This window comes from Nonomuraea terrae, from assembly GCF_044465245.1.
GTDB lineage: Bacteria > Actinomycetota > Actinomycetes > Streptosporangiales > Streptosporangiaceae > Nonomuraea > Nonomuraea terrae.
Genome location: NZ_JBITLL010000002.1, coordinates 906,025 through 929,819, shown reverse-complemented (window position 1 = coordinate 929,819; position 23,795 = coordinate 906,025). Strand labels below are relative to the sequence as shown.

Below are 23,795 nucleotides of genomic sequence, written 5' to 3'. Positions count from 1 at the left end.
GGGCGGCGGCCCAGCGTGCCCGGCGGCGGTTCAGTGTCCGCTGGGGATGGCGGCGTCCGCGGCGTCCCGGGGCAGCATCGCGGCGACCTCGCGGCGCAGCAGCGGGTCGGCGTGGAACGCCTCCGTGAGCGCGCGCCGCAACGCCGCCCGGCTGGGCTCGTCGTCGGGCTTGGCGCCGGCCACCCGCCCGATCACCTCCAGGGAGCGCCGGTCACCCCGGCCGAAGACCCGCTGCAGGATGCGCCCGCCGCGGGCCGCGGGCGTGCCGGCGGCCAGCTCCCGGGTCTTCGCCAGCACCGTCTCACCGTAGGCGTCGATGGCCGCCGTGACGTAGGGCATGACGTGAGGCATGACGTGGTTCGCCGTTTCCATGGCACCCTCCCGTAGGGGATGACGCGATCGTAGCTCTCCGGCGTGCCGCGGCAAGGCATACCCTGTCGAATGTGTCTGCGCCGTTCCTCACTCTCAAGACCGTCATCGAGCACGAGACCGAGGCCCGGCGCTCGCGCTTCATCTGCGCCCTCGCCCCGGCGGGCAGCGTCGAGGAGGCGGTGGCGTTCATCGCCGGGCGCCGCCGCGAGCACCCCTCCGCGACGCACAACTGCACCGCGTACGTGATCGGGCAGCGCGTCCAGAAGGGCGACGACGACGGCGAGCCGGGCGGCACCGCCGGCACACCGATGGTCCAGGCGCTGGTGGGGCGCGGATTCAGCGACGTGGTGGCGGTCGTGACCCGCTACTTCGGCGGCACCCTGCTGGGAGCGGGCGGGCTGGTGCGCGCCTACGGCTCGGCCGTGACCGAGACCCTCGACCGCGCCGACCCCGTGCGGATGGTCCCGGCCAAACTGGTGCGCGTCACGGTGGCGCACGACCAGGCCGGCCGGGTGGAGAACGACCTGCGCGCCTCACGCCACGCGGTGCGCGACGTGACGTACGCCGGTCAGGTCACCTTCGCCGTCGCGGTGGGCGAGGACGAGGTCGCCGCGTTCACCGACTGGGTGGCCACGCTGACCGCCGGCCGCGCCCGCGTGCACGTCGGCGAGGACATCCACGTGCCCGGCTGAGGCCTCAGCCCTCGAGGGCGTACTGCATGACCCGGAACTTCGCCTGGGCCTCGGCCAGCTCGGCGGCCGGGTCGGAGTCGCCCATGATGCCGCCGCCCGCGAACAACCGGGCCCGGCGGCCCTGGACGAGCCCCGACCGCAGCGCGATGCCCCATTCGCCGTCGCCGTTGGCGTCGATCCAGCCCACGGGGCCGGCGTAGCCCGCGCGGTCCATGCCCTCCAGCTCGCGGATCACCTCGATCGCGGTCCTGGTCGGCGTGCCGCCCACGGCGGCCGTCGGGTGCATGGCCGCGACCACGTCGAGCACCGACGCGCCGTCGGCCAGCCGCCCGGTGACGTGACTGGCCAGATGCTGGACGTTGGGCAGCACCAGCAGCTCCGGCTCGTCGGGCGTGGTCAGCGAGGAGCACAGCGGCGCGAGCGTCTCGCGTACGGACGCGATCGCGCACTCGTGCTCGTGGCGGTCCTTCGGCGAGGCGAACAGCGCCGCGCCCCGGGCGAAGTCGTCGGCCGGGCCGGTGCCCCGCGGCGTCGTGCCGGCCAGCACCAGCGACTCGATCTCCTGCCCCGTGCGGCGGATCAGCAGCTCCGGCGTGGCGCCGACCAGCCCGGCGACCGAGAACGTGTAGCACTCCGGGTAGCGCCTGGCCAGCCGCATCAGCAGCAGCCGCACGTCGATCGGCCGCTCGGCGGTGGCGAGGAGGTCGCGGGCCAGCACCACCTTCTCCAGCTCGCCCTCGCGGATGCGCCGCGCCGCGCGCGCCACGACCCGCTCCCACTCGGGGGCGCTCAGGCTGCCGTCGCCGTAGCTGATGCGGCCCGGGTCGGTGATGGGGGAGAACGTCTTCACCGGCGCCTCCCCGATCGTGGTGAGCCAGGCCCGGCCACCGCGCCGGGTGAGCACCGCCCGCGGCACGACGAGGACGGAGCCGTGGGCGTTCTCGTCGAAGGTGAAGCTGCCGAAGGCGACGGGGCCCGAGCCGGGATGGCGCACGCCGTCGTCGACCTGCGCGTCGCCGAGCACGGTGGCCAGCCACTCCCTGGCCCAGGCGAACCGTCCTGGGCCGGGCGGCACGGCCACCCGCGCGGCCTCACCCCATCCGACGAGGCCCTCGCCGTTCCTGACCCAGGCGTAAGGCGTTGTTGCTGGCAGGGAGGCCAGCAGGTTACCGGGGTCGCCGACAGGGGTGGTGCGAACCGGCAGCGGGCGGGTTGTTCCGAGCGCGACACTCACCCGACACACTCTATGCGGGAACTGAACACGTTCGACTCGGACCCCCGTGAATGAGAGGTTACGGGCAATGAACGCAGAAAAAGCCACGTCTCGCTGCCTATTCTGCGCAACCAGTTCGGCCCCGCTCTGTCAAGCGGGGATAGGAAGTAGGTCCTGAACTGGCAGACCTTGCCATGAGGTCATAGTGAGCCGAAGATCGGCTCCCTACCTTGGACCCCATGATCGCTCGCCTGGGTCCCGCCCTCGCCGCAGTCGCCGTCCTGTCCGCGTCCGGCACCGCCCACGCCGCCACGGCCCAGCCCGTGCCCGAGGTCATGGCCGCGCTCGGCGACTCCATCTCCACCGGGTTCAACGCCTGCGGCTGGTACGTCTCCTGCACCTCCCGCTCGTGGTCGGCGGGTGACAACGCCGACGTCCGCAGCCACTACCTGCGCCTGTCGAAGTTGTCGGCCACGCTGAGCAAGCACAACCTCAACTTCGCCGCGCCCGGCGCCACCAGCGCCGACCTGCTCGGCCAGGTGCGCAAGGCGGTCGCCGCCAAGGCCGACTACGTCACCGTCCTCGTCGGCGCCCAGGACGCCTGCCGCAGCACCGAGCAGGCGATGACCTCCGTGCGGACCTACCGCCAGCGGATGGACGCGGCGCTGGCCGAGTTGCGGGCCGGGATGCCGCGGGCCCGGGTGTTCGTCGCCAGCATCCCCGACCTGCGGCGGCTGTGGCAGGTCGGCAGGAAGAACCCCATCGCCCGCACGTTCTGGACGATCGGCCGGGTCTGCCCGAGCATGCTGGCCGACCCGATCTCCACCAAGCGGGCCGACACCGAGCGCCGCGACCGGGTGCGGGCACGGGTGATGGCCTACAACCGCGCCGCCGCCCAGGCGTGCGCCGCGTACGGGCCCGCCTGCCGCACCGACGGGGGAGCGATCTTCGACTTCCCGTTCACCCTCGACCACGTCAGCAAGTGGGACTTCTTCCACCCCAACTCGACCGGGCAGCGGGTGCTCGCCGAGCAGACGTTCAAGCGGGGCTTCTCCTGGATCGACCCGCGTTAGCCGCTACCGGCACTGCGTCAGCATCGCGCGCTTGTCGGCGCGCGTGACCGGAAGGTTGTACTTGAGCGCCACCTGGGCGAAGCGGGTGACGTACGCGCAGCGGATGCCGCGCCGCGGGGGCAGCCAGTTCGCCGGGCCGGAGGCGTCCTTCTGCTCGTTGGCGTCGCCGTACACCGGCAGCAGGTTGAGCGGGTCGTTGGCGAAATCGAGGCGCTTGGCCATCGGCCAGCGCGGCACGCCCATCCGCCAGCCGTAGTTGAGCGGCACCACGTGGTCGACCTGCACCTCGCCGGCGTTGTCCTTGTGCCAGCGGATCAGCCGGCCGGTGTAGGGGTCGGATAATTCCATCGCGACGACCACGCAGTCGGAGCCCTTGCGGTAGCGCACGTTCCGGCCGTCGCGGGCCAGCAGGTCGTCACGGGTCCGGCACCCGTTGCGGGCGTACGGCACGCCGGTGGCGGTGTCGGCCCAGTTCGCGCCGTAGCGGAGGCGGGAGTAGCCGGTGTTCGGGCCCATGGGCTTGACGCGCAGGCGCTGGATGAGGCGGCGGGCGTCGGATCTGTCGTCGCGGGCGGTGATGGGGGCCAGGCCGGGCAACGTGCCGCTGACGTTGGTCAACGGGCTCGCCGCCGTCGCCGGTGACTGCTTGGCGGTGCCGATGAACGAAACGACGATGATGGCTCCGGCGAGGAACGCGACCGCGTCCTTGGTGCTCAAACCCGTCCTCCGTGCGCTCCAGGTCGCTTAAGGGATTCCCACCCAGCCCCGTTCCGATACGGCAACGATTCCGTGACCACGCACCAAGGGCGCTTCGTTCGGGGGCGCACGTGTGGAGAGGGCGAGTTAGCGTGTAATTGTGTAAGCAAAGGAGTGCACGTATGGCGGATCCCCTCGACGCCTACTCGCGCGTCGTGTCGTCCGTGGCGGCCGAGCTGCTGCCGAAAGTGGCCCGTGTGCGGGCCGGACGGGGCAGCGGGTCCGCGGTGGTGTTCACCGCCGACGGGTTCCTGCTCACCAACGCGCACGTGGTCGGCGCCTCCCGCGCCGGCACGATCGCCTTCGCCGACGGCACGTCCGGCGGGTTCGAGGTGGTCGGGCGCGACCCGCTGTCCGACCTCGCGGTGATCAGGGCGCAGACGGTCACGCCCCCGCCCGCCGAGCTCGGCGACAGCGACGGGCTGGTGGTCGGGCAGCTCGTCGTGGCCGTGGGCAACCCGCTCGGGCTGGCCGGGTCGGTGACGGCCGGGGTCGTCTCGGGCCTCGGCCGGTCGCTGCCCGCCGGCGCCGGCAACGCCACCCGCCTGATCGAGGACGTCATCCAGACCGACGCCGCCCTCAACCCGGGCAACTCCGGCGGCGCGCTGGCCGACTCGCGGGCCCGGGTGGTCGGGATCAACACGGCCGTGGCCGGGATCGGCGTGGGGCTGGCCGTACCGGTGAACGGCACCACCCGCTCCATCATCTCCGCGCTGATCAGGGACGGCCGGGTCCGGCGGGCGTTCCTCGGACTGGTGACCTCGCCCGCGCCGCTGCCGGAGCACCTGCGACGGCGCACCGGGCAGCACGGCGCGCTGCGCGTGGTCGAGGTCGTGCCCGGCTCACCCGCCGGCCGGGCCGGGCTGCGCGCCGGCGACCTGGTGCTGAGCGCCGGGCGCGCGCCGGTGACCGACGCGCAGGGCCTGCAGCGGCTGATGTTCGCCGACGCCATCGGACGGCCGCTGCCGATCACCGTCTACCGCAACGGCGCCCTCGTGGACGTCATCGCCGAGCCGGTGGAGCTCACTGGCTCGGGGGCGTGACCGTCGCCGGAGCCGATGCCGAGCCGTTCGCCGGCCGTGCGGCCTGGGATCCTGGCGGCGGGCCAGGGGCCGGGCGTGGCGTCTTGGCCTCCGGTGAGGAGTCGGCGGACGGGTTCTGGAGAGTGCGCCGGCGGCGGGCCAGGAGGTCGGACAGCAGGGCGTCCCACTGGCGGCCGATGGCGTTGACGTCGTAGGACCGGGCGGTCTCCAGCGCGCCGGCCGCGAGGTCGCGGCGCAGCCGTTCGTCCTCGATGACGCGGATGATCGAGGACGCGAGCTCGGCGTTCGTCCTGGGCTTGACCAGCAGGCCGTCCACCCCGTGCGTGATCATCTCCTTGGGGCCGTGCGGGCTGTTGAAGCTCACGATGGCCAGCCCCTTGGCCATGGCCTCCAGGATCGTCATGGGGAAGCCCTCATGACGGGAGCTGAGCACGAAGATCGAGGCCTTCTCCAGCTCCGCGCCGATGTCGGAGGCCGGCCCCGGCAGCTCGACCGAGCCTTCCAGCCCCGCCTCCGCGATCTGCCGGGCGAGGGGCTCGTGCTGCGGCCCGGCGCCGTGGATGCGCAGCTTCCAGTCGGGGTGCGCGGCGGCCACGGTCTCCCAGGCGGTGATCAGCCGGTGGAAACCCTTGATCTTGGTCATCCGCCCCACCGCGACGGCCACCTTGGTGTCCAGCGGGGACACCCCGCCGCCCATGGGCGGTACGGCGTTCGGGATGCGCGCCAGCCTGCGCGGCTTCTTCGGCAGCGCCTCGCGGTAGTCCTGCAGGTCGGCCTTGGTCAGCGTGATCAGGGCGTCGAGGCGGCGGTAACGCCACTTGATCAGCTCCTGGACCTCCTCGGGCTGGGTGCGCAGGGCCACGTGCTCCTGCCCGATCGTGATGACGCCGGGCCGCGCCAGCTGGGCCATCGCCAGGTTGAGCCCCGGGCGGGTGGCGATCAGCACGCCGGTGTCCAGCGAACGGATGTAGCGCGCCAGCTGGAGGTCGGTCCACTGGTTGAAGCGGTGGTAGGCGTTCTCCGCCTTGGGGATCAGCCGGCTCGGCCGCTTCGACAACATCGCGCGCAGCGGGCCGCCGCCGGGCCGCAGGCGGTCGTCCAGGAACCGGAACCGCACACGCGGGTCCACGGGGAAGAACGGCTTCTCGGCTTCCTTCAGGATGCTCACGATCTCCACGTCGTGCTCGTCGGCCAGGTAGCCGGCCAGGTTGAACACGGTCCTGATCGTGCCGCCCATGCCGTGGGCGTGCAGTAAGAGGATGCGTACCTGCTCGGTGGAGGGCGGAGGCGCGTTGCGCGCCTTGCGCCGGTCGAGCCCCCGAAGCAGCCCCACGGCTGCCGATCTGCCCTTGCGTGCCAGTGCGCGCACCTTGTCAGATTCCCCTCTTGAGGTGGTGAAGCCCCAACACACGCGGCCGGTGGCGAAGCGTTTCCGCCTCGCCACCGGCCCTGCGTCTCGCTCTGGTGGAGTGCACGATGTTCATCCCCTGTGCGCTTTCCCCACCTATGATCTTTAGACGCCACAAAGGTGACTAAGGTTGCATGCGCGGTCGGTGCCGGGGGTCGGGAGTGTGCGGCGGGTGCTCGGCCAGCAGCTCGAGCGCCACGTCGATGGCCTTCTCCAGCTGGGTGTCCACGCCTCTGGCGTAGTCCTGCGGGGTGATGTCCACCTCGATGTCGGGATCGGTGCCGTAGTTCTCGACCTGCCAGCCGACGTCGTCGAAGGCGAAGGAGAACTCCGGCTGCGTGGTCACGGTCCCGTCGGCCAGCCGATGGCGCGGCCAGATGCCGATCACGCCGCCCCAGGTGCGCCTGCCCACCAGCGGGCCGAGCCGCCGCAGCTTGAAGGTGTGGCTGAAGATGTCGCCGTCGGAGCCGGCCCACTCGTTCGTGATGGCCACCAGCGGCCCGCGCGGCGACTCCGGCGGGTACGGCTCCGGATCGCCCCAGCGCGGGTAGTCGTAGCCGATGCGGCGCCGGGCCAGCTTCTCCAGCAGCAGCGCCGAGACGTGGCCCCCGCCGTTGAACCGTACGTCCACGATCAGCGCGTGCCGGTCGTACTCGGCCAGGAACCCCCGGTGGAACTCCCCGAACCCGTCCGTGCCCATGTCGGGCACGTGCAGGTAGCCGACGCGGCCGCCGGAGCGCTGGTGGCAGCGGGCGCGGTTGAGGTTCACCCAGTCGCGGTAGCGGGCCGGCTGCTCGTCGGCGAGAGCGCGTACGGTGACCGTGAAGACCCGGTCCTCCCGCCGCAGCGTCAGCTCGACCTCCTCGCCCGCCTGGTTGACCAGCCGTTCGTTCGGCGTGGCCGCCGTGCCGATGGGCGCGCCGTTGATCGCCAGCACGGCGTCGCCGGGCCGGACGTCCAGCCCGAGCCGGTTCAGCGGTGAGGTGGCCTTCGGGTCCCACGGATCTCCGGTCACGATGGCGCGGATGCGGTAGACGCCGTCGCGGTGGTCCCAGTCCACGCCCAGCTTGCCCTGGCTGTAGTCGGGCCCGGGGCGGTATTCGCCGCCGCTCTCGAACGCGTGGCTGGTGGCCAGCTCGCCGTGCAGCTCCCACAGCAGGTCGGAGAACTCGCCCCGGGTCGTCACCCGGTCCACCAGCGGCTGGTAGCGCGCGTAGACGGCCGGCCAGTCCACGCCCGCCATGTCCTCGGTCCAGAAGTTCTCCAGCTGCAGCCGCCACGCCTCGCGGAACATCTGCCGCCACTCCGCCTCCGGGCAGAGCGACACCTTGATCCGCGACAGGTCGATCCAGCCGCTCTCGCGTCCCGGCCCCTCGTCGTCGCCGGGCGCCTCGCCCGCCTTGACCACCCGCAGCCGGCTGCCCGCCCGGTACAGCACCGTCTTGTGGTCGCGGCTCAGCTCGAAACTCGTGACGTCCTCGGCGAACGTCTCGGCGCGGCCCTTGGCGAAGTCGAACAAATGCAGCGTGTCGTCCCCTTCGAGCGGGCTGGCCAGGATCAGTGCCTTGCCCTTGAGCCCCGCCACCCGCTCGTAGCGGCCCTCCGGCAGTGGGAACGCGGTCACCCGGCGGGCCAGCCCGTCCAGGTCGACCCGCAGCGGCTCCGGCTCCTCGTCGTCCTCGTCGTCCTTGTCGTCGTCCCTGTCCTCCAGCGGACGCGGCACGGGCACGAACGGGTCGGGCACGTCCGCGCGCAGCGCCACCGCGTACGGCCGGGTGCCGAGCGGGAAGCCCAGGTCGAACTGGAGCTGGTCGTAGACGGGGGAGAAGACGCGCTGCCCGATGAAGTACAGGTAGCGGCCCCGCGGGTCGAACGCCGGAGCCGAGTCCTTGAGCACCGGCTCGCTGGCCTGTGTCGTCCGCCCGGTCTCGGGGTGATGCAGCTTGATCGCGGTGGTCTGCGAGCTGAGCGGGCTCGCGTACGCCAGCCAGCACCCGTCGTGCGACCAGGCCGGATCCTCCGGCGGGCCGTGCGGGTTGGCCTCGACCAGCGTCGCCTGACCCGTGGCCAGGTCGAGCAGGTGCAGCTCGTCACGGTGGTTGACGACCGCCACCCGGTCGTGCGCCGGGTCGGGCACCAGCTCGCTGATCCGCCCCAGCCTGGCCACCTCCGTGCCGGGGCCGCCCTGCGTGCCGGAAAGGACGACCAGCCGCTCCTCGTCGCCGTCGTCGCTGGCCGCCGCGACCAGCCGGACGCCGTCGTTGAGCCAGGTCAGGAAACGGTAGCGGACGCCGTCGGGGGAGCCGTGCTGCCGCACCGGGCCCTCCCAGCCGGCCATCGCGTACGCCTTGCCGCGCGCGATGACGGCCAGCGCGCTGCCGTCGGGGCTGAGCGTGGCGCCGTCGAGGTACTCGGCGGCGTCGACGAACCTGCGGTTGCGCTGGGTCCTGGAGCTGGCCAGCAGCACGTCCAGCCGGCGTGGCCGCTCGCCCGGCTCCAGCAGGTAGAGGTCGGCGCCCGCGTGGTAGACCAGGCGGTGCCCGTCGCCCGACAGGTTACGCGCGTAGTAGTCGTCGTGGTGGGTGTGCCGGCGCAGGTCGCCGCCGCCGGGGTCGCACGAGTAGACGTTGCCGACGCCCTCGTGGTCGGAGATGAAACACACCCGGCCGCCGCTCCAGCAGGGTGAGGCCAGGTTGCCCGGCAGCCGGATCAGCCGCCGGAACTCGCCGTCGCCGCGCGGGTCGATCCACAGGTCGCCGACCGTGCCGCCGCGGTAGCGCTTCCACCGCGCCGGGTCGGCGGTGTTGCGGCCGAGCACGATCATGCCGTCGGGTCCGTACGCGATCGAGTTCGCCGGCCCGTACGGCAGCCGCTCCGGCACCCCGCCCGGGTCCACCCGGTGCAGCCACTTGCGGCCCTCGAACGGCTGGGACTGGTCGCTGGCGTACAGGATGCGGCCTTCCGGATCCCAGCCGGTCACCGCGCAGCGGGCGCCGTGGAAGGTCACCCGGCGGGCCGCGCCGCCCGCGGACGGCATCACGTACACCTCCTCCGGGCCCTCCTCGCGGCCGACGAACGCCAGCTGGTCGCCGCGCGGCGAGATGCGCGGATAGCCGGCCTCGGCCAGGCCCGCGGTCAGGCGGAACGCGCGTCCGCCGCGGGCGGAGACCATCCACAGGTCGTCCTCGGCGGCGAAGACCACCACGTCCTGGAAGACAGCGGGGAAGCGCAGGTAACCCGACATGAGTGCCGCTCCACAGTCGATCGGACGGCCGGAACACCGTCCAGCCGCCCGATCATGTCACCGCCGGGCGGCGGGGTCAGCCGGCCGCCCGGTCAAAGGCCCGGGGTCACGCCTCGTCCGGCGGAGCCTGCCTGGTTTCCTTCTTCGTCTCCTTGGCCTGCCTGCTGGTCTTGATGGCCTGCTTCTTGGACTTGCCGGACTTGGCGGCCGGTTTCTTCTTGGTGTCAGCCATGGAAATTCCCCCCCTGTACGGACGAGGTGCACCTGATCGGTGCACCAAGCCCGTTAATACCCATCTAGCGTCGAAACCCGACATACCGCCTTAAGGGGTGGTGTGTCCGGCTGTGGCTGGGGAGCGGACCGGCCGGTCGCCGGCCGGCCGCGAGGACCACACGCCCTCGCCGTGCGTCAGCCCGGGCAGCCGCTGCTCGAACACGTGGACCGCGGCCGCCGGGATCTCGCCCGCCAGCATCCAGGTGTCTCCGGCGCGTCCGGTGTCGTGCGGCGCCCCGCCGAGCGCCGCCAGCCCCGCCGTCACCTGGCCCAGCGTCTCCTCGGGCACCTCCAGCTCGAAGCGGTGGCACGGCTCGTACACCGTGGTGCCCGCCCGGCGCAGCGCCTCCATGAGCACGATCGGCGTACGCCCGCGGAAGTCGGCCGCGACGGTGACGGGCGCGTCGTACCCGGTCCTGGTCAGCGTCACGACGACGTCGGTCACCGGCCAGCCGTGCGGCCCCTCGCCCAGGGTCAGGCGGACGCTCTCCTCGATCGCCCGGTGGTAGGCCAGCGGCAGCGATCCGAGGTCGACCTCCAGCCGGTAGTCCACCCCCGAGCCGCGCGGTCCGGGCTGTACTCGCAGGCCGACCGTCGCCATAAATGCGTTGCGTCCGTGGCGGGCCATCTCCTCGACGGCCTCGCCGACGCCCGCGGGACGCTCGAAGAAGACGGGCCTGCTCGGCGCGAAAAGGGCCTCGACGCCGAAGTCCGCCACCAGGGTCTCGGCGATGACCTCCTTCTGCACCTCGCCGTAGAGCAGGACCGAGGTATCGCCGCCGGGCAGCGTACGGGTGCCGATGAGCGGGTCCTGCTCGGCGAGCGTCAGCAGGGCGGCGTGCAGGCGCGGCTCCTGGCCGGGAACGCGCGGGCGCACGACGGTCTCCAGGGCGGGCGGCGGGAAGTGGGCCGCGGCCGGCCCCGGCTCGCCCAGGTGGTCGCCGACGCGGATCTCGGGCACGCCCCACACCTTGACGATGTCGCCGGTCACGGCGCTGCGCCGGTCGGGGGCGCCGGCGACCTCGAGCGCGCTCACGCGTCCCTCGTAGGCGTGCGGCCCGCGGTGGAACGTCAGCCGCTCGCGCGCCCGCAGCTCACCGCCGCGGATCCGCAGCAGCGCCGCCTTCTCGCCGGAGGGCGCCCGCTGGATCGCGAACACCGTCCCCCGCACCGCCCGCGCGGGACCGGGCTGCGGCACGGACGGCAGCAGGCCGGCGACCGCGTCGAGCAGCTCGGGGACGCCCTGGCCGGTGATCGCCGACCCGAACAGCACCGGGTACGCGACCCCGGCCGCGCACTGCCGCGCCAGCGCCGCCCGAACCCGCTCGGGACCGGGTGTCCCGCCCTCGACGAGCGCCTCCAGCAGCCCGTCGTCCTGCTCGGCCAGCACCTCGGCCGCCTCCTGGCGAGCGCCGAAGGCGTCGGCCGCCTCCCCGAGGAAGCCCAGCGAACGGGTCCGCGCCCGCGGGCCGCCGATGCCGGACACGGTGTTGACGGGGACGCAGGACGGCGACAGCCGCCGCCGGATGTCGTCCAGCAGCCCGCCCTCCCGGGCCCCAGCCCGGTCGATCTTGTTGACGAAGATCAGTGTCGGCAGGCGCAACCGGCTGAGCGCCCGCATCAGGACGCGGGTGTGCGGCTGGACGCCCTCCACGGCCGACAACACCAGCACGGCGCCGTCGAGCACGCCGAGCGCCCGGTCCACCTCGGCCGCGAAGTCGGCGTGACCGGGCGTGTCCACCAGGTTGACCCGCAGGTCACCCAGGGTGAAGGAGGCCACGGCGGTGCGGATGGTGATGCCGCGGCGGCGTTCGATCGCGTTGCTGTCGGTCTGGGTGCTGCCTTCGTCGACGCTGCCGAGCCGGTCGATCACGCCGGTCTCGAACAGCAGCCGCTCAGTGAGGCTGGTCTTGCCCGCGTCTACGTGCGCGAGGATGCCGATGTTCAGGATGTGCATGGGTGCAGGAGCCCTCGAGAACTCTCGTGCCAATGGGGCGCTGGGAGATTCCGAGGCGACGCCGCATCTCAAGCTCCTGACGTGGGATCACAGAACGACGCCGGCCATCCTGCCACCGGCCCGGCAACAGCGTCCAACCATTTACGCGCCCCGGCCACGGCGGCCACCGACTCGACACGTAGCTCTTGCGCTCACCATTGCGGTCCCGAAATACTTAGCCTCATGGCACAGTATTCGGCGCCCTTGGACGGCGTGTTCGTCGCCCTCGCCGACCCGACCCGGCGGGCCGTCGTCCGGCGACTCGGCCACGGGCCCACGACCGTCGGCGATCTCGCCCGCGAGTTCCCGATGACCCTCCCCTCGTTCATGAAGCACGTGCGGACGCTCGAATCGAACGGGCTCATCAGCACGGTCAAGTCCGGCCGGGTGCGCACGTGCGTGCTCAACCGCGAGAGGCTCGCCCTCATCGACGACTGGCTCGCGGAGCAGCGCCGGATCTGGGAGGAGCGCACCGACCGCCTCGAACAGTTCGTCACCGACCAGGAGCGGAGCAGACAGTGAATCCCGACCTCGACCTCGGCCTGGAGCGCATCATCCGGGCCCCGCGCGCCACCGTGTGGAGCGCCTGGACCGACCCGGCCCGGCTTGAGCGGTGGTGGGTGCCGGCTCCGTCCCGCTGCCGGGTGGACCACCTGGACCTGCGGCCCGGCGGGGCGTTCGTGACCCGTCTGAGTGACGACGGGGCCGAGTTCGTCCCGCACCTGGACGCCTGCTTCCTCGCCGTCGACGAACTCGAGCGGATCGTGTTCACCAACGCGATCGACAGCACCTGGCGCCCGGCGCATCCCGCTCCCGTCGCGATGACCGCCACGATCAGCCTGAAAGATCACCCGGACGGCACGGACTACCGGGTGGTCGTCCGGCACGGCGACCCGGAGGCCCGCGCCCACCACGAGAAGCTCGGCTTCGCCGAAGGCTGGGGCACGGTCGCCGGCCAGCTGACCGCTTTCGCCGAGAGCATGGTCGCGCGATGAAGATCACCCTCACCGAGTTCGTCACGCTCGACGGGGTCAGCCAGGGCCCCGGCTCGCCGGACGAGGACACCGGTGACGGCTTCGCCCACGGCGGCTGGCTCGTGCCCCACATCGACGCGACGTTCGTCCAGCGCGCCTCCGAGTGGCTCGGCCTCGCCGACGGCCTGCTGCTCGGCCGGCGCACCTACGAGGCGTTCGCGCGCGACTGGCCGAAGATCACCGACCCGGCCGACCCGTTCGCCGAGCGGATGAACGCGCTGCCGAAGTACGTCGTGTCCAACAGCCTCGCCGAGGGGACCTGGCACCCCACGACCGTCCTCAAGGGCAACCCGCTCCGGACGGTCGCCGAACTCCAGGCGCGACCGGGACGGGAGCTCCAGATCCACGGCAGCGCCCGCCTGGGCGACGCGCTGCTGACGGCGGGCCTGATCGACACGCTCCGCCTCGTGGTCGCGCCCACAGTGCTCAGGACCGGCCGCCGTCTTCTGGCGGGCCCGGGTGCCACGTCCGGTCTCCGCCTGGTCCGTCACGAGGCGACGCCGAACGGCCTGCTGCTCCTCGAATACGACACGACAGGCCGGGCACCCCACGGCGAATACGCGGGCGTCACCGCCTTCGTCTGAGGCCGACCGGCGGAGACGCGCGACCGTACGCGCCGGTCAGGGGCGGGGCGCTGGGCGGTACGCGCGGATCACGGTCCACTCCACCGTGGCGCCCTCGCCGGGCGGGTGGTTCACCGTGACCTCGTTCTCGCACGCCCGCGCCGGGCGCCAGGCTCAGTCGGGCGTACGGCGGCACGCCGAGCGCGTTCAGCTGGTCGATGAGGGGCCGGCCGGGGCGGGCGGAACCGAGCGGCGGGTGTGCGAGCCGCCATCGCGGGCGGTGGTGTGTCCGCTGCCGGCGGCAGGCCGGTTCGCCGGAGCGGGACATTGACAGGTCCGCCGCCGGCGTTGACGGCTGCTCCACGCCCTTGACTTCACGACATCGGGGCTAGAGCAGGCGGAGTTGTTCGGGCTCCGGTGGGGGAGGTTCGCGGCGGGGTGGGAGGCGGCGGGCCATGGCGGGGGTGGCGCGGCCGACGCCGTGGCGTTCGGCGTACTCCTTGACCAGGCCCGTCACCCGCTGCTGGTACGACTTCGGCGCGTACGCGCCGCGGCCGTACAGCTCCAGGTAGCGGGGCACCAGGCGCGGGTGCTCGCGGGAGAGCCAGCTCAGCCACCACTCCCGGGCGCCGGAGCGCAGGTGGAGGACGATGGGCGCGATGTGGGTGGCCCCCGAGGCGGCGATCTCCTTGACCGTGCGCTCCAGCTGCGCGGGCGAGTCGGTGAGATACGGCAGGATCGGGGCCATCAGGACGCCGCAGGCGATGCCGTTGTCGTTGAGCGTCGCGCAGGTCTCCAGGCGGCGGCGCGGGTTGGGCGTGCCGGGCTCGACGGCGCGCCAGATCTCCGCGTCGACGAAGCCCACCGAGACGTTGGCGCTCACCTCCGTCACGTCGGCGGCCTCGGTCAGCAGGTCGAGGTCGCGCAGGATCAAGGTGCCCTTGGTGAGGATCGAGAACGGATTGGCGGCGTCGCGCAGCGCGGCCAGGATGCCGCGCATCAGCTGGTAGCGGCCCTCGGCGCGCTGGTAGCAGTCGACGTTGGTGCCCATGGCCACGTGCTCGCCGCCCCACCGGGGCGAGGCGAGCTCCTTGCGGGCGAGCTCGGCGGCGTTGACCTTGACGATGATCTTCGAGTCGAAGTCCGCACCGGAATCCAGATCCAGATATTCGTGCGTCTTTCGGGCGAAGCAGTAGATGCAGCGATGGCCGCAGCCCCGGTAGGGGTTGATCGTGTACTCGAACGGGACCCGGCTGGCCGCGGGCACGCGGTTGATGATGGATCTGGCCTGGATCTCGTAGAAGGTCATCCCCTTGAACTCGGGCGTGTCGAACGTACGCGTCACCGCGCCGCGGGCGAACAGCGGCACGGCCGGATCGTCCCCGCCAGTCCCGGTCAGACGCAGGTTGTCCCAGCGCATAGCTTGATTAGAACAAAGATTCGAGCTTGATCGCAAACCGAAAAGAGGTGGCAATTACATGGTCAGCTCGGGGCTAATGATCTTCAGGGTTGGGCAGAAAGACGCGAGAGAGCTTGCGTTCCGGAGGTGCACCCATGGCCTGGTCGCAGGACGAGGAGCGAATGCTGGCCCAGATCGAGCAGCACCTCGTCGACGACGATCCGCGACTCGTCGCACGGCTGGAGTCGTTCAACGAGCGGGTCCGCCGCAGCGAGGCGCGATCGAGGGAGAGCGCGGAGCCGGGGGCCGTGAGGCCCCGACGATCGACGGTCATCATCCTGGTGAGCTGGCTGCTCATCGCCACGCTGGTCGCCACATTGCTGGTCATGGTTCTCCGTCATGAGGCCGCCGCCGCGATGGCCCTGGGGTCTACGCTTCTCTGATCGCTTCTGTCACCTATCGATGGTGATCCCCACTTTTTCCGTTTTCGCCACCTCTTGACGCATGAGGTGGTTAAAGGCCGCGTACGTTCTCAGCCATGGCGTTTCGGCGCGGCATCGAGGCGAGACGTCGATGAGCCCGTCCAGGCGGCCCGCACGCTGTCGTAGCCGATCACGGCGACCCCCTCCTCCCGCAGCAGCTCGCGTGCCCGCGCCGAGGCGAGGAACGCGTGGTCGCTCTCCCGCACCCGCCACCCGCCCGGATCCACGGCCCGCACCTCCTGCCCGCCCAGCCCCGGATGCACCGCCCACTCGCTCAACCCGGGCGGCAGCTCGCGCAGCAGCCGCGCGTACGTCTCCGCCTTGCCCTCCGGATCCAGCGCGAAGCTGTCGAGGAAGCCGGGCTGCACGACCGGCAGCCCGCGCGCCCGCGGCTTGCGCCGCGCCGGGTCGAGCCAGGCCGGCACCGCCAGCCCGTACTCGCCGGCCAGCGCCATCGTCAGGTCGAGGACGTCGTCGCGCCCGCCGTCGGCCAGGCAGTGCCAGTCGAGGTGGGCGGGCGTCGGCCCGGCGGTGGCCACGGCGTCGATCTGGGCGCGGAACTCCAGCTCCTCGATGCCCGCGGCCAGCAGGTCGGGGATGCGCTCCGGCGGGTGGAACCGCCCGTTGTCGTCCAGCAACGACAGCACCTTCTCCCGTGGAGTCAGCGGCCCCCACCGCAGCACCGGCGACTCGCACACCAGCGTCAGGTGGACGCCGAACGGGATCTCCGGCCGCTCGCACAGCAGGCCGGCGGCGTGCGCGGCGCCCGGACACGGCGTCATCAGACTGCACGAGGCCGCGATGCCGTCCTCGATCGAGCGGACGACCGCCTCGTTGACCGCCCGGTACATCCCGAAGTCGTCGCAGTTCACGATCAGCGTCCGCGTCTCGGCGGTGAGGTGCGCGGTCACGCCCGCCAGCCTGCCGCGGCGCCGGGCGATCGGCCACCGCATTTCAATGGAGTCCGCGCTTGCCGGGCGTCCAGAACGGCTTGATCTTGATCGCCGTACGCGGCCAGTTCCGGTCCCGCACCAGATGGTCGCGGATCACCCGGCACGTCAGCGCCTCGCCCGCCAGGTACGCCGCCCCGGTGTTGCCGGGCAGGTCGAGGGCGGACACCGCCGCGACCAGTGTGGCCGACGACGCGGCCGGCGCGCCCCCGCGATGCACGCGGATCAGGTCGTGCGGCCCCGGCAGCGGCATGTCGTGCTCGGGCGACTCGCTCTCCAGCACTCCGATCACCCGCGCCCCCGCCCCCAGCGCGCGGATCATCGGACCGAACGCCGCGCTCGCCGTCTCCTCGCCCGCGAACAGGTGGAACGGCGCGTCCTCGCGCGTGTGGAAGTCGCCCTGCGGCCACCAGAACGTCACCGCGTCGCCCGGCGAGACCTCCCGGGCCCAGCGCAGCCCGATGCCCCCGCCGTCGTACAGGTGCGCCCGCAGCTCCAGCCCCCGCCGGTCGGGGTCGAGATCCCAGATCGTGTACGTGCGCAGCGTCTCCGCCGGGCGCAGGATCCCGTACATCGACAGCGGGTCGTTGAGCTGGACCCTGATGTGCTGTCCCGGCCGGTACGGGAACGCGATCGGCGCGTCGGCGGCCAGGCGGATCCGCCGCATCGTGGGCGTGACGAGCTCGGCCTCCTTGACGTACGCCGTCATGACGTACTTGGCGAAGGCGCTGGTCAAGGGGTTGCGCGCCACTGCCGCTCCTTAGGGGTATAAAAAATGTTTAGAGCCATTAAGCAAACATAGATGCCCTAGGATGTCAACGGACGTTCGAGGAGAAGGGCAGGCGATGGCCGCGCAGGGCACCAGCAGGCGCGAACGCGTACGGCAGGCGACGCTGGCGGAGATCCGCGCCGCGGCGCGCAGGCTGCTGATCGAGCAGGGGCAGGCGGCGGTCACGATCAACGCGGTGGCCCGGGAGATGGGCATGAGCGGCCCCGCGCTCTACCACTACTTCGCCGGTCACGAGGAGCTGGTCGGAGCGGTGACGGCCGACTTCTTCCGCGAGCTGACGGAGGCGATGGAGGCCGCGCGTGACGCGTACCCGCCGGGTGACCACGCGCGGCGGCTGCTGGCGACGTGCCGGGCGATGCGGCGCTGGGCCGTCACCCATCGGGCGGAGTTCGGGTGGGTGTTCGCCAGCCCGATCACCAGGCGCCCCGGCTCGCCGCGCGAGCTGGCCGGGCGCGACTTCGAGCAGGTCTTCCTCGACGAGATCGCCGACCTGTGGCGGGCGCGCCGCTTCCCCGTGCCCGCGCCTGACGAGCTGGACCCGTCCATCAGGGAGCAGCTGCGCGCGTACGCCGCCGACACGGGCTCCGGGCTGCCGGTGGAGGCGATCCACGTGTTCCTGTCGTGCTGGACCAGGCTGTACGGCCTGCTCTGCATGGAGGTGCTCGACCAGCTCGACTTCGCCTACTCCGACCTGGAGCCGGTCTTCGAGGAGTGCCTGCGGGAGCTGGCGCCCCGGCTCGGCCTCGACTACGACGCCGCGGCCGGGCGCGCCCGCTGAGGGTCAGCCGGCCGTGCGGACGGTCGGCTCGTGGCGTACCGGGAAGTTGACGGAGGCGGCGATGAAGCACGCCTTGTGGGCGTCGTCGTGCAGCGCGAGAGCGCTCTCCAGCATCTCGGGCGCGGCCACGGTGACCGCCGGGCGCAGCACCACCTCGGTGAAGTGACCGCCGCCGGCGGACTCGGCCATGGTGCCGGTCGCGGTGTCGGCGTACTCGGTGACGACCACCCCGGCCGTGGCGCACTTGTGGAGATACCACAGCATGTGGCACTGCGAGAGTGATCCGACCAGGAGCTGCTCGGGATTCCAGCGGGACGGGTCACCGCGGAAGGAGGGGTCGGAGCTGCCCGGGATGACCGGCGGGCCCGCGGCCGACAGCTCGTGGTCACGGCCGTAGTCGCGGTAGCCGCTGGTGCCGGTGCCCTTGTTCCCGGTCCAGGTCACGACGGTCCGGTAGGTGTGTTCGCGGCTCATCTCTGCTCAGTCCTCCGCGGGTGATCGGCTCCGGCGGCGGGACACCCCGCCGCCTCTTCCGATCAACGTTACGGAACCACGGGTCTTGCCGGACGATCGGCCCGATGCCTATACTCGCAGACAAGTATTCGCCGACGAGGAGTGATCGGAATGGCCCAGCGGCGCCCGGTGGCCAACCTGCTGGCACTGGCCGTGCTGACCGTGGCCGTCCGGCGGCCGATGCATCCGTACGAGATGGCCTCCGTGCTGCGGGCCCGCGGCAAGGACGACGACATGCCGATCAAATGGGGCTCGCTCTACACCGTCGTCCGCAACCTGGAGAAACACGGTCTTCTGGAGGCGGTCGGCACCGACCGTCAGGGTGCCCGCCCCGAGCGCACCGTCTACCGCGTCACCGACGCCGGCCGGCGCGAGGCCGCCGACTGGACGCGCGAGCTGCTGTCCACGCCCCGGTGGGAGCCGTCGCCGTTCGAGTCGGGCCTGTCGGTGATGGGCGGCCTCGGGCCCGACGAGGTCCCCTCGCTGCTGCGGCGGCGGCTGGAACTGCTGGAAAGCCGGATCGAGACGGACCGGCGGACACTGGAGCGCGAGCGGGGCGAGCTGCCCCGGCTGTTCCTCGTCGAATCGGAGTACGCGCTGGCGATGCGCGAGGCCGAGGCGGCCTGGGTGCGCTCACTGCTGGCGGAGCTGGACGCGGGCGCGTTCCCCGGCCTGGAGGAGTGGCGCGCCTACCACCGGACCGGCGAACTGACCGGCGACGTGGCGGACCTCGCGGAAAGGGGCCGCCCGGCGGAGTGACCGAGCAAGAACCGGCGGCGGTGCTGCAACACCGCCGCCGGGAGATCTCGCACCAAGATCCCGCGAGGCGGAGACCCGGCCACGAGATGGCACTGGCAACGATAGCCGGGCTCCCTTCGCCTGCCGAACCGAAAGGGAGCAACCATGACCACGACCACCACGAGCGGCGCCGTGACCTCGGCCGACGGCACCACGATCCACTATCACCAGGTCGGGAGCGGTCCGGGCCTGGTGATCCTGCACGGAGCCATGCAGAGCGGCCGCAGCCAGATCGAGCTGGCCCAGGCACTCGCCGGTGACTTCACGTGCTACCTGCCCGACCGCCGGGGCCGGGGCCGCAGCGGCCCGGCCGGCGCCGCGTACGGGCTCCAGCGGGAGGTCGAGGACCTCGACGCGCTGCTGCGGGCCACCGGCGCGCCGTACGCCATGGGCGTGAGCTCGGGCGCGATCATCACCCTGCACACGGCGCGCGTCCAGCCGGCGCTGCGCAAGGCCGTCATCTTCGAACCGCCCCTGGACATCCACGGCTCCCACTCGACCGGCTGGCTGCCCCGCCTCGACCGCGAGCTCGCCGAAGGACGGATCTCGGCGGCGCTCGTCACCGGCATGAGAGCCGGCCGGATGGGTCCCCCGATCATGCGCGCCATCCCGCGTCCGCTGATGGAACTGATGACGAGCTCGATGGTCAAGAGACAGGAACGCGCCGTGGCCGGCGTCGAGCCGGCGCTGCGGGAGCTGACGTTCGGGGAACTGGCCCCGACGCTGCACGAGGACCTGCACCTGGTGGCGGAGGCGTCCGGAGACCTGGAGCCGTACCGGTCGGTGGAGGCGGAGGTGCTGCTGATCGGCGGCGCCAGGAGCGCGGCCTACCTGCGCGCCGCGCTCGGCGAGCTGCAGCGGGTCCTGCCGCGGGCCCGTCGCATCGTCCTGCCGGGCCTGAACCACAGCGCCACCTCGAACGCCGCCCAGCGCGGCCGGCCCGAGCCGGTGGCGGAGGCGGTCCGCCGCTTCCTCGGTGAGTCCTGAGAAGGGCTCAGAGCTCCTTGAGGAACGTCGCGGCGATGGGGGCGGCGACCGCGCCGCCCCCGCCGCCGCCCTCGACGACCACGGCGAAGGCCACGTCGTCCTTGAACCCCATGAACCAGGCGTGCGAGTCGAGCTTCTCGCCGGTGCCGTACTCGGCCGTTCCGGTCTTGCCGTGGGTGCCGGCGGGCAGCCCGGCCGACTTCGCGGTGCCCTTGGTCACCACGGCCGCCATCATCTCGTGCAGCGCCGGCTTCACCCCTTCGGGCAGCGGGCGCTCCTTGGCCTTCTGCTTCAGCGACGGCACCAGCGTCGGCGGGCGCCAGGTGCCGTCGGCGATGGCCGCGGCCGCCGACGCGATCGACAGCGGGCTGGAGGTGATGCGGGCCTGCCCGAACGCCTCCGCGGCCAGCTCGGCGTCGGACTGCGCCCTGGGGAAGCTCGCCTTCGCCGCCGGCACGCCGATGTTGAGCGGCTGGTTGAACCCGACGTCCTCGGCCACGTCGAGCAACTTCTCCGCGCCCAGCTTCTGCTGCGCCAGCGGCGCGAACGTCGTGTTGCACGAGTACGCGAAGGAGTCGAGCAGCGACAACGACCCGAACTCCTCCTTGTCGGAGTTGCGGATCCGCAGGCCGCCGACGTTCGCGTACATGGGGCAGGTGACGGTGTCCTGAGGCGACATCCCCGCCGCCACCAGCCCGATGGCCGTGACCGCCTTGAACGTCGAGCCCGGCGGATAGCGGCCGTCGAGCGCCCGGTTGAAGCCGCCGCGGTTGTTCACCACGGCGAGGATCTCGCCCGTCGAGGGCCTGATCGCGACCAGGGAGGCGGGTTTGCCGACGTCCTTGACCGCCGTCACCGCCGCGGCCTGCGCACCCGGGTCGAGCGACGTGCGCAGGGGCTCGCCGTCGCTGCCCTCGATGGTCTGCAGCGTCTTGCCGCCCAGCTGGATCTCGGTGGTCGGCGTGCCGGCCAGCCTCGTCTGGAACGTCTCCTGCAGCCCGCCGCGCCCGACGGCCTGCCCGACCTTGTAGGAGGAGCCGAGCTTGCCGACGTCCTTCTTGGTCGCCTTGTCCAGGTAGCCGACGAGCTGCTGCACCGAGCCGCCGACCGTGCCGGTGTCGATGCGGCCGCCCTCGGCGTCGGTGATCGCCGCCCGCTCGGGCCACTTCGTCTTGATCGAGAAGGCCGCACCCTGGGTCATCGACGGGTGCAGCGTGGCCGGCTTCCAGTCGACCTTCCAGGTGCGGTCGGCCACCACGAGGTCGATCTGGCCCTGGTAGGACCAGGTGCCGAGGTTCTTCAACGTGAGGGTCGCGGTGTAGGGGACGCGGGCCCGGTCGTCGCCCTCGGCGACCTGGCCGAGCCTGACCTGCGTCGACTCGACCCCGAGAGCCTTGCGCTGCTGGTCGTACGCGCTCAGCTGCTGCGGCGTGGCCAGCACCGCGGCCATCGCGCTCGCGTCGCCGGCCTGCCACGCGGTCGCGAAACGCTGAGCCGTCTCCGCGGGCGTGCCCCTGGTGTGCAGCACGTAGTAGGCGCCACCGCCCGCGGCCCCCACCACGAGCACGGCGGCGACGGACGCGATCGCGATGGTACGGCCCCGTGCCACTGATCAGCCCCTCGCTCTTCGACGACTGGCCTCCGAGCCTAGCGGGGACAAACTAAGACATTCCATTGGCTGCCTTATAACTGGCGGCATAGGTCGGGACGTATTCCTGGCCCGACAGCTTCTGGATGGCCTCCATGATCTCGTCGGTGACCCGCCGCCGATCGCGCGCCTTGGCGTGGTCGCCGTCGAACCGCAGGGGCGCCCCGATGGTGATGCCGATGCTGGCCGGCCTCGGCACCTTCGCCCCGAGCGGCAGCACCTTCTCGGTGCCGCTGAGCGCAACCGGCAGCACCGGGGCGCCGGTCTTCAGCGCCAGCCAGGCCACGCCGACCTTGCCGCGGTAGAGGCGGCCGTCGGGGGAGCGGGTGCCCTCGGGGTGGATGCCGAACAGCTCGCCGCGCTCCAGCAGCTCGGCCGCCGCGTCGAGCATGGCCTGCGCGGCGTGGGCGCTGTCGCGGTCGATCGGCAGGCTCTTGCCCAGCCGCATGAAGAAGCCGGAGACCGGGTTGCCGTCGAAGTACTCGTTCTTGGCGGTGAACGTCACGTGCCGCGGCAGCAGCGCCGGCAGCAGGAACGAGTCGAGGATCGACAGGTGGTTGGCGGCCAGGATCGCCGGGCCCTTCCTCGGCACGTGCGCCGCGCCGGTGATGTGCGGGCGGCACATCGCGTGCGTCAGCGGCGTGGCGGCGAACTTGACCACTTGGTACAGCAACGAGCTCTCCTGATCATCGGCTGGCCACCAACAATAAGTCAGGCGTCCCCCGAGAGATCGGGGGACGCCTGGAAAAGCTGTTGAGGCCGATGTGGCGGTCGCCTCCTCGGCGAGGTGCACAACACGGCTCCAGCCGAACGGTATTCCGTGAAGGCGGTAATTTGCGGCCCGGGGGACACAGACCACATCGGCACCTTGAGTTAAGCACACGGTCGGGCCGGGGAGGTAATCGTGGCGCTCCCATGAGCGACACGTGAACCGGTCATCTCCGCGTCCAGCGAGGCTGGGCGACGTCGAAGACCCGCTGCTCACGACCCCGGAGCGCCACCTCCGCGAACTGCCACAGAATCGCCCCCGTCGGCGCGTGAATCACGATGGACGGACCCAGCGGCATCTGCAGCAGCTCGCCCCGCCAGCGCGGCACGCCCGGAGCCAGGAACCGCTCCAGCGGCACGGAGTGCACCGAGGCCACCTCGCGCGGGTCGGGCACCGGCTCCTGCCGGCCGCCGTACGCGACCACCGGTGTGATCACGAACCCGGAGTCGGTGACGAAGTCGTCGAGCAGCCCCAGCACCTCGACGCCCGTCACGCCGGTCTCCTCAGCCAGCTCCCGCAGCGCCGCCTGCAGCGGCTCCTCGCCGTCGTCGAGCCGCCCGCCGGGCAGCGCCCACTGCCCGGCGTTGCGGCCCGCCGCCGCCCGCTTGATCACGATTACGTACGGGCTGCGCGCGCCGTCCTCCAGCACGCACACCGTGACGGCCGCCCGGCGCACGCCCTCCGCCGGGGGGACCGGCCGGCGCTCGAAGGCGGCCAGCCGGGCGGTGATCTCCACGCGCAGCACGTCGATCGGCGAAAGCACGCGTCAAGGATCTCACGCCGTACGCGGTCATCCCGGGGTGAGCAGGATGCTGAGGACGGTGCCGGCGAGCATCCCGGCGCCGGCGGCGATGGCGGCCCACCGGCCCAGCGGCTCGCCCCGGACGTGACCGGCGACCCCGAGCGCGACACCGGCCAGCCCGAACACCACCGGCTGGAACAGGACCGCCACCGCCGCACAGACGAACCCCACGACGGACAGCACCTGCTCGGCGACCCCTGACCGCCGCGGGG

At 72.1% G+C, this 23,795-nt stretch carries 25 protein-coding genes; 10 read left to right on the top strand and 15 right to left on the bottom strand.

All coding sequences use genetic code 11. From position 1 onward, the window contains the following. Window positions 1-30: 30 nt before the first annotated feature. Entirely contained in the window at window positions 31-372 is a 342-nt protein-coding gene (locus tag ACIBP6_RS10750) for a hypothetical protein (protein ID WP_397050902.1), read from the bottom strand. Window positions 373-443: 71 nt separating this feature from the next. Between ACIBP6_RS10750 and ACIBP6_RS10745 the strand changes: the two genes are divergently transcribed. Then, the gene (locus ACIBP6_RS10745; protein WP_397050900.1) at window positions 444-1,064 is read left to right on the top strand and encodes a YigZ family protein; all 621 of its coding nucleotides are present in this window, start codon (window positions 444-446) and stop codon (window positions 1,062-1,064) included. A 4-nt stretch (window positions 1,065-1,068) separates the two neighbouring features. On the opposite strand, the gene ACIBP6_RS10740 is transcribed toward ACIBP6_RS10745, so the two are convergent. Further along, window positions 1,069-2,298, bottom strand: coding sequence for an isochorismate synthase MenF (locus ACIBP6_RS10740; RefSeq protein ID WP_397050898.1), 1,230 nt, complete (start codon window positions 2,296-2,298; stop codon window positions 1,069-1,071). Window positions 2,299-2,516: 218 nt separating this feature from the next. Here ACIBP6_RS10740 and ACIBP6_RS10735 point away from each other — a divergent pair, with 218 nt between their 5' ends. After that, a complete protein-coding gene (locus ACIBP6_RS10735; RefSeq protein ID WP_397050896.1) occupies window positions 2,517-3,350 on the top strand; it encodes an SGNH/GDSL hydrolase family protein in 834 nt (277 codons plus the stop codon). Between the two features lie 3 nt (window positions 3,351-3,353). Here ACIBP6_RS10735 and ACIBP6_RS10730 read toward each other — a convergent pair whose 3' ends face one another. Continuing rightward, window positions 3,354-4,067 carry an HNH endonuclease family protein gene (locus tag ACIBP6_RS10730; RefSeq protein ID WP_397050894.1) on the bottom strand — a complete coding sequence of 238 codons (714 nt, stop codon included), beginning with the start codon at window positions 4,065-4,067 and terminating at the stop codon, window positions 3,354-3,356. A 161-nt stretch (window positions 4,068-4,228) separates the two neighbouring features. Here ACIBP6_RS10730 and ACIBP6_RS10725 point away from each other — a divergent pair, with 161 nt between their 5' ends. After that, window positions 4,229-5,149: a S1C family serine protease gene (locus ACIBP6_RS10725; protein ID WP_397050892.1), complete on the top strand. Its 921-nt coding sequence runs from the start codon at window positions 4,229-4,231 to the stop codon at window positions 5,147-5,149. On the opposite strand, the gene ACIBP6_RS10720 is transcribed toward ACIBP6_RS10725, so the two are convergent. The 4 genes from ACIBP6_RS10720 to ACIBP6_RS10705 all read right to left on the bottom strand — a co-directional run bounded on the left by ACIBP6_RS10720 (window position 5,130) and on the right by ACIBP6_RS10705 (window position 12,031). Then, window positions 5,130-6,518, bottom strand: a complete 1,389-nt coding sequence (locus ACIBP6_RS10720) for a glycosyltransferase family 4 protein (RefSeq protein WP_397050890.1) — start codon at window positions 6,516-6,518, stop codon at window positions 5,130-5,132. The two genes, ACIBP6_RS10725 and ACIBP6_RS10720, sit on opposite strands and share 20 nt — an antisense overlap. A 163-nt stretch (window positions 6,519-6,681) precedes the next feature. After that, entirely contained in the window at window positions 6,682-9,801 is a 3,120-nt protein-coding gene (locus ACIBP6_RS10715) for a S41 family peptidase (protein ID WP_397050888.1), read from the bottom strand. Between the two features lie 106 nt (window positions 9,802-9,907). After that, on the bottom strand, window positions 9,908-10,033 hold the full coding sequence (locus tag ACIBP6_RS10710; protein ID WP_281282706.1) for a hypothetical protein: 126 nt from the start codon (window positions 10,031-10,033) through the stop codon (window positions 9,908-9,910). A gap of 90 nt (window positions 10,034-10,123) precedes the next feature. Continuing rightward, complete coding sequence (locus ACIBP6_RS10705) at window positions 10,124-12,031, bottom strand: GTP-binding protein (protein WP_397050886.1); 1,908 nt, start codon at window positions 12,029-12,031, stop codon at window positions 10,124-10,126. Between the two features lie 222 nt (window positions 12,032-12,253). On the opposite strand from ACIBP6_RS10705, the gene ACIBP6_RS10700 reads away from it, so the two are divergent. The 3 genes from ACIBP6_RS10700 to ACIBP6_RS10690 are packed head-to-tail and all read left to right on the top strand — an operon-like array spanning window position 12,254 to window position 13,688. Continuing rightward, the gene (locus ACIBP6_RS10700; RefSeq protein ID WP_397050884.1) at window positions 12,254-12,592 is read left to right on the top strand and encodes an ArsR/SmtB family transcription factor; all 339 of its coding nucleotides are present in this window, start codon (window positions 12,254-12,256) and stop codon (window positions 12,590-12,592) included. Beyond that, complete coding sequence (locus tag ACIBP6_RS10695; RefSeq protein WP_397050882.1) at window positions 12,589-13,065, top strand: SRPBCC domain-containing protein; 477 nt, start codon at window positions 12,589-12,591, stop codon at window positions 13,063-13,065. Before ACIBP6_RS10700 ends, ACIBP6_RS10695 begins: the two co-directional genes overlap by 4 nt. After that, a complete protein-coding gene (locus ACIBP6_RS10690; RefSeq protein WP_397050880.1) occupies window positions 13,062-13,688 on the top strand; it encodes a dihydrofolate reductase family protein in 627 nt (208 codons plus the stop codon). Before ACIBP6_RS10695 ends, ACIBP6_RS10690 begins: the two co-directional genes overlap by 4 nt. Before the next feature lie 367 nt (window positions 13,689-14,055). On the opposite strand, the gene ACIBP6_RS10685 is transcribed toward ACIBP6_RS10690, so the two are convergent. After that, window positions 14,056-15,087: an Rv2578c family radical SAM protein gene (locus ACIBP6_RS10685; protein ID WP_397050878.1), complete on the bottom strand. Its 1,032-nt coding sequence runs from the start codon at window positions 15,085-15,087 to the stop codon at window positions 14,056-14,058. 134 nt (window positions 15,088-15,221) lie between these two features. On the opposite strand from ACIBP6_RS10685, the gene ACIBP6_RS10680 reads away from it, so the two are divergent. Beyond that, complete coding sequence (locus ACIBP6_RS10680; RefSeq protein WP_397050876.1) at window positions 15,222-15,509, top strand: DUF3040 domain-containing protein; 288 nt, start codon at window positions 15,222-15,224, stop codon at window positions 15,507-15,509. An 89-nt stretch (window positions 15,510-15,598) separates the two neighbouring features. Here ACIBP6_RS10680 and ACIBP6_RS10675 read toward each other — a convergent pair whose 3' ends face one another. After that, window positions 15,599-16,459 (bottom strand): ChbG/HpnK family deacetylase, encoded by an 861-nt coding sequence (locus ACIBP6_RS10675; RefSeq protein ID WP_397050874.1) that lies wholly within the window; start codon window positions 16,457-16,459, stop codon window positions 15,599-15,601. A 43-nt stretch (window positions 16,460-16,502) separates the two neighbouring features. Further along, complete coding sequence (locus ACIBP6_RS10670) at window positions 16,503-17,249, bottom strand: siderophore-interacting protein (protein ID WP_397050872.1); 747 nt, start codon at window positions 17,247-17,249, stop codon at window positions 16,503-16,505. 61 nt (window positions 17,250-17,310) lie between these two features. Here ACIBP6_RS10670 and ACIBP6_RS10665 point away from each other — a divergent pair, with 61 nt between their 5' ends. Continuing rightward, window positions 17,311-18,066 (top strand): TetR/AcrR family transcriptional regulator, encoded by a 756-nt coding sequence (locus ACIBP6_RS10665; RefSeq protein WP_397050870.1) that lies wholly within the window; start codon window positions 17,311-17,313, stop codon window positions 18,064-18,066. A gap of 3 nt (window positions 18,067-18,069) precedes the next feature. On the opposite strand, the gene ACIBP6_RS10660 is transcribed toward ACIBP6_RS10665, so the two are convergent. Continuing rightward, window positions 18,070-18,540 carry an OsmC family protein gene (locus tag ACIBP6_RS10660; protein WP_397050868.1) on the bottom strand — a complete coding sequence of 157 codons (471 nt, stop codon included), beginning with the start codon at window positions 18,538-18,540 and terminating at the stop codon, window positions 18,070-18,072. A gap of 150 nt (window positions 18,541-18,690) precedes the next feature. On the opposite strand from ACIBP6_RS10660, the gene ACIBP6_RS10655 reads away from it, so the two are divergent. Both ACIBP6_RS10655 and ACIBP6_RS10650 read left to right on the top strand, forming a co-directional pair. Continuing rightward, on the top strand, window positions 18,691-19,338 hold the full coding sequence (locus ACIBP6_RS10655; protein WP_397050866.1) for a PadR family transcriptional regulator: 648 nt from the start codon (window positions 18,691-18,693) through the stop codon (window positions 19,336-19,338). Between the two features lie 144 nt (window positions 19,339-19,482). Then, window positions 19,483-20,364, top strand: coding sequence for an alpha/beta fold hydrolase (locus tag ACIBP6_RS10650; protein ID WP_397050864.1), 882 nt, complete (start codon window positions 19,483-19,485; stop codon window positions 20,362-20,364). 7 nt (window positions 20,365-20,371) lie between these two features. On the opposite strand, the gene ACIBP6_RS10645 is transcribed toward ACIBP6_RS10650, so the two are convergent. From ACIBP6_RS10645 to ACIBP6_RS10630, 4 genes are all read right to left on the bottom strand, one after another. After that, the gene (locus ACIBP6_RS10645) at window positions 20,372-21,973 is read right to left on the bottom strand and encodes a penicillin-binding transpeptidase domain-containing protein (RefSeq protein WP_397050862.1); all 1,602 of its coding nucleotides are present in this window, start codon (window positions 21,971-21,973) and stop codon (window positions 20,372-20,374) included. Window positions 21,974-22,025: 52 nt separating this feature from the next. Further along, window positions 22,026-22,685 carry a lysophospholipid acyltransferase family protein gene (locus ACIBP6_RS10640; RefSeq protein WP_397050860.1) on the bottom strand — a complete coding sequence of 220 codons (660 nt, stop codon included), beginning with the start codon at window positions 22,683-22,685 and terminating at the stop codon, window positions 22,026-22,028. Between the two features lie 262 nt (window positions 22,686-22,947). Beyond that, entirely contained in the window at window positions 22,948-23,544 is a 597-nt protein-coding gene (locus ACIBP6_RS10635) for an NUDIX hydrolase (protein WP_397050858.1), read from the bottom strand. A 27-nt stretch (window positions 23,545-23,571) separates the two neighbouring features. Next, window positions 23,572-23,754: a hypothetical protein gene (locus tag ACIBP6_RS10630; RefSeq protein ID WP_397050857.1), complete on the bottom strand. Its 183-nt coding sequence runs from the start codon at window positions 23,752-23,754 to the stop codon at window positions 23,572-23,574. Between the last annotated feature and the right edge of the window lie 41 nt (window positions 23,755-23,795).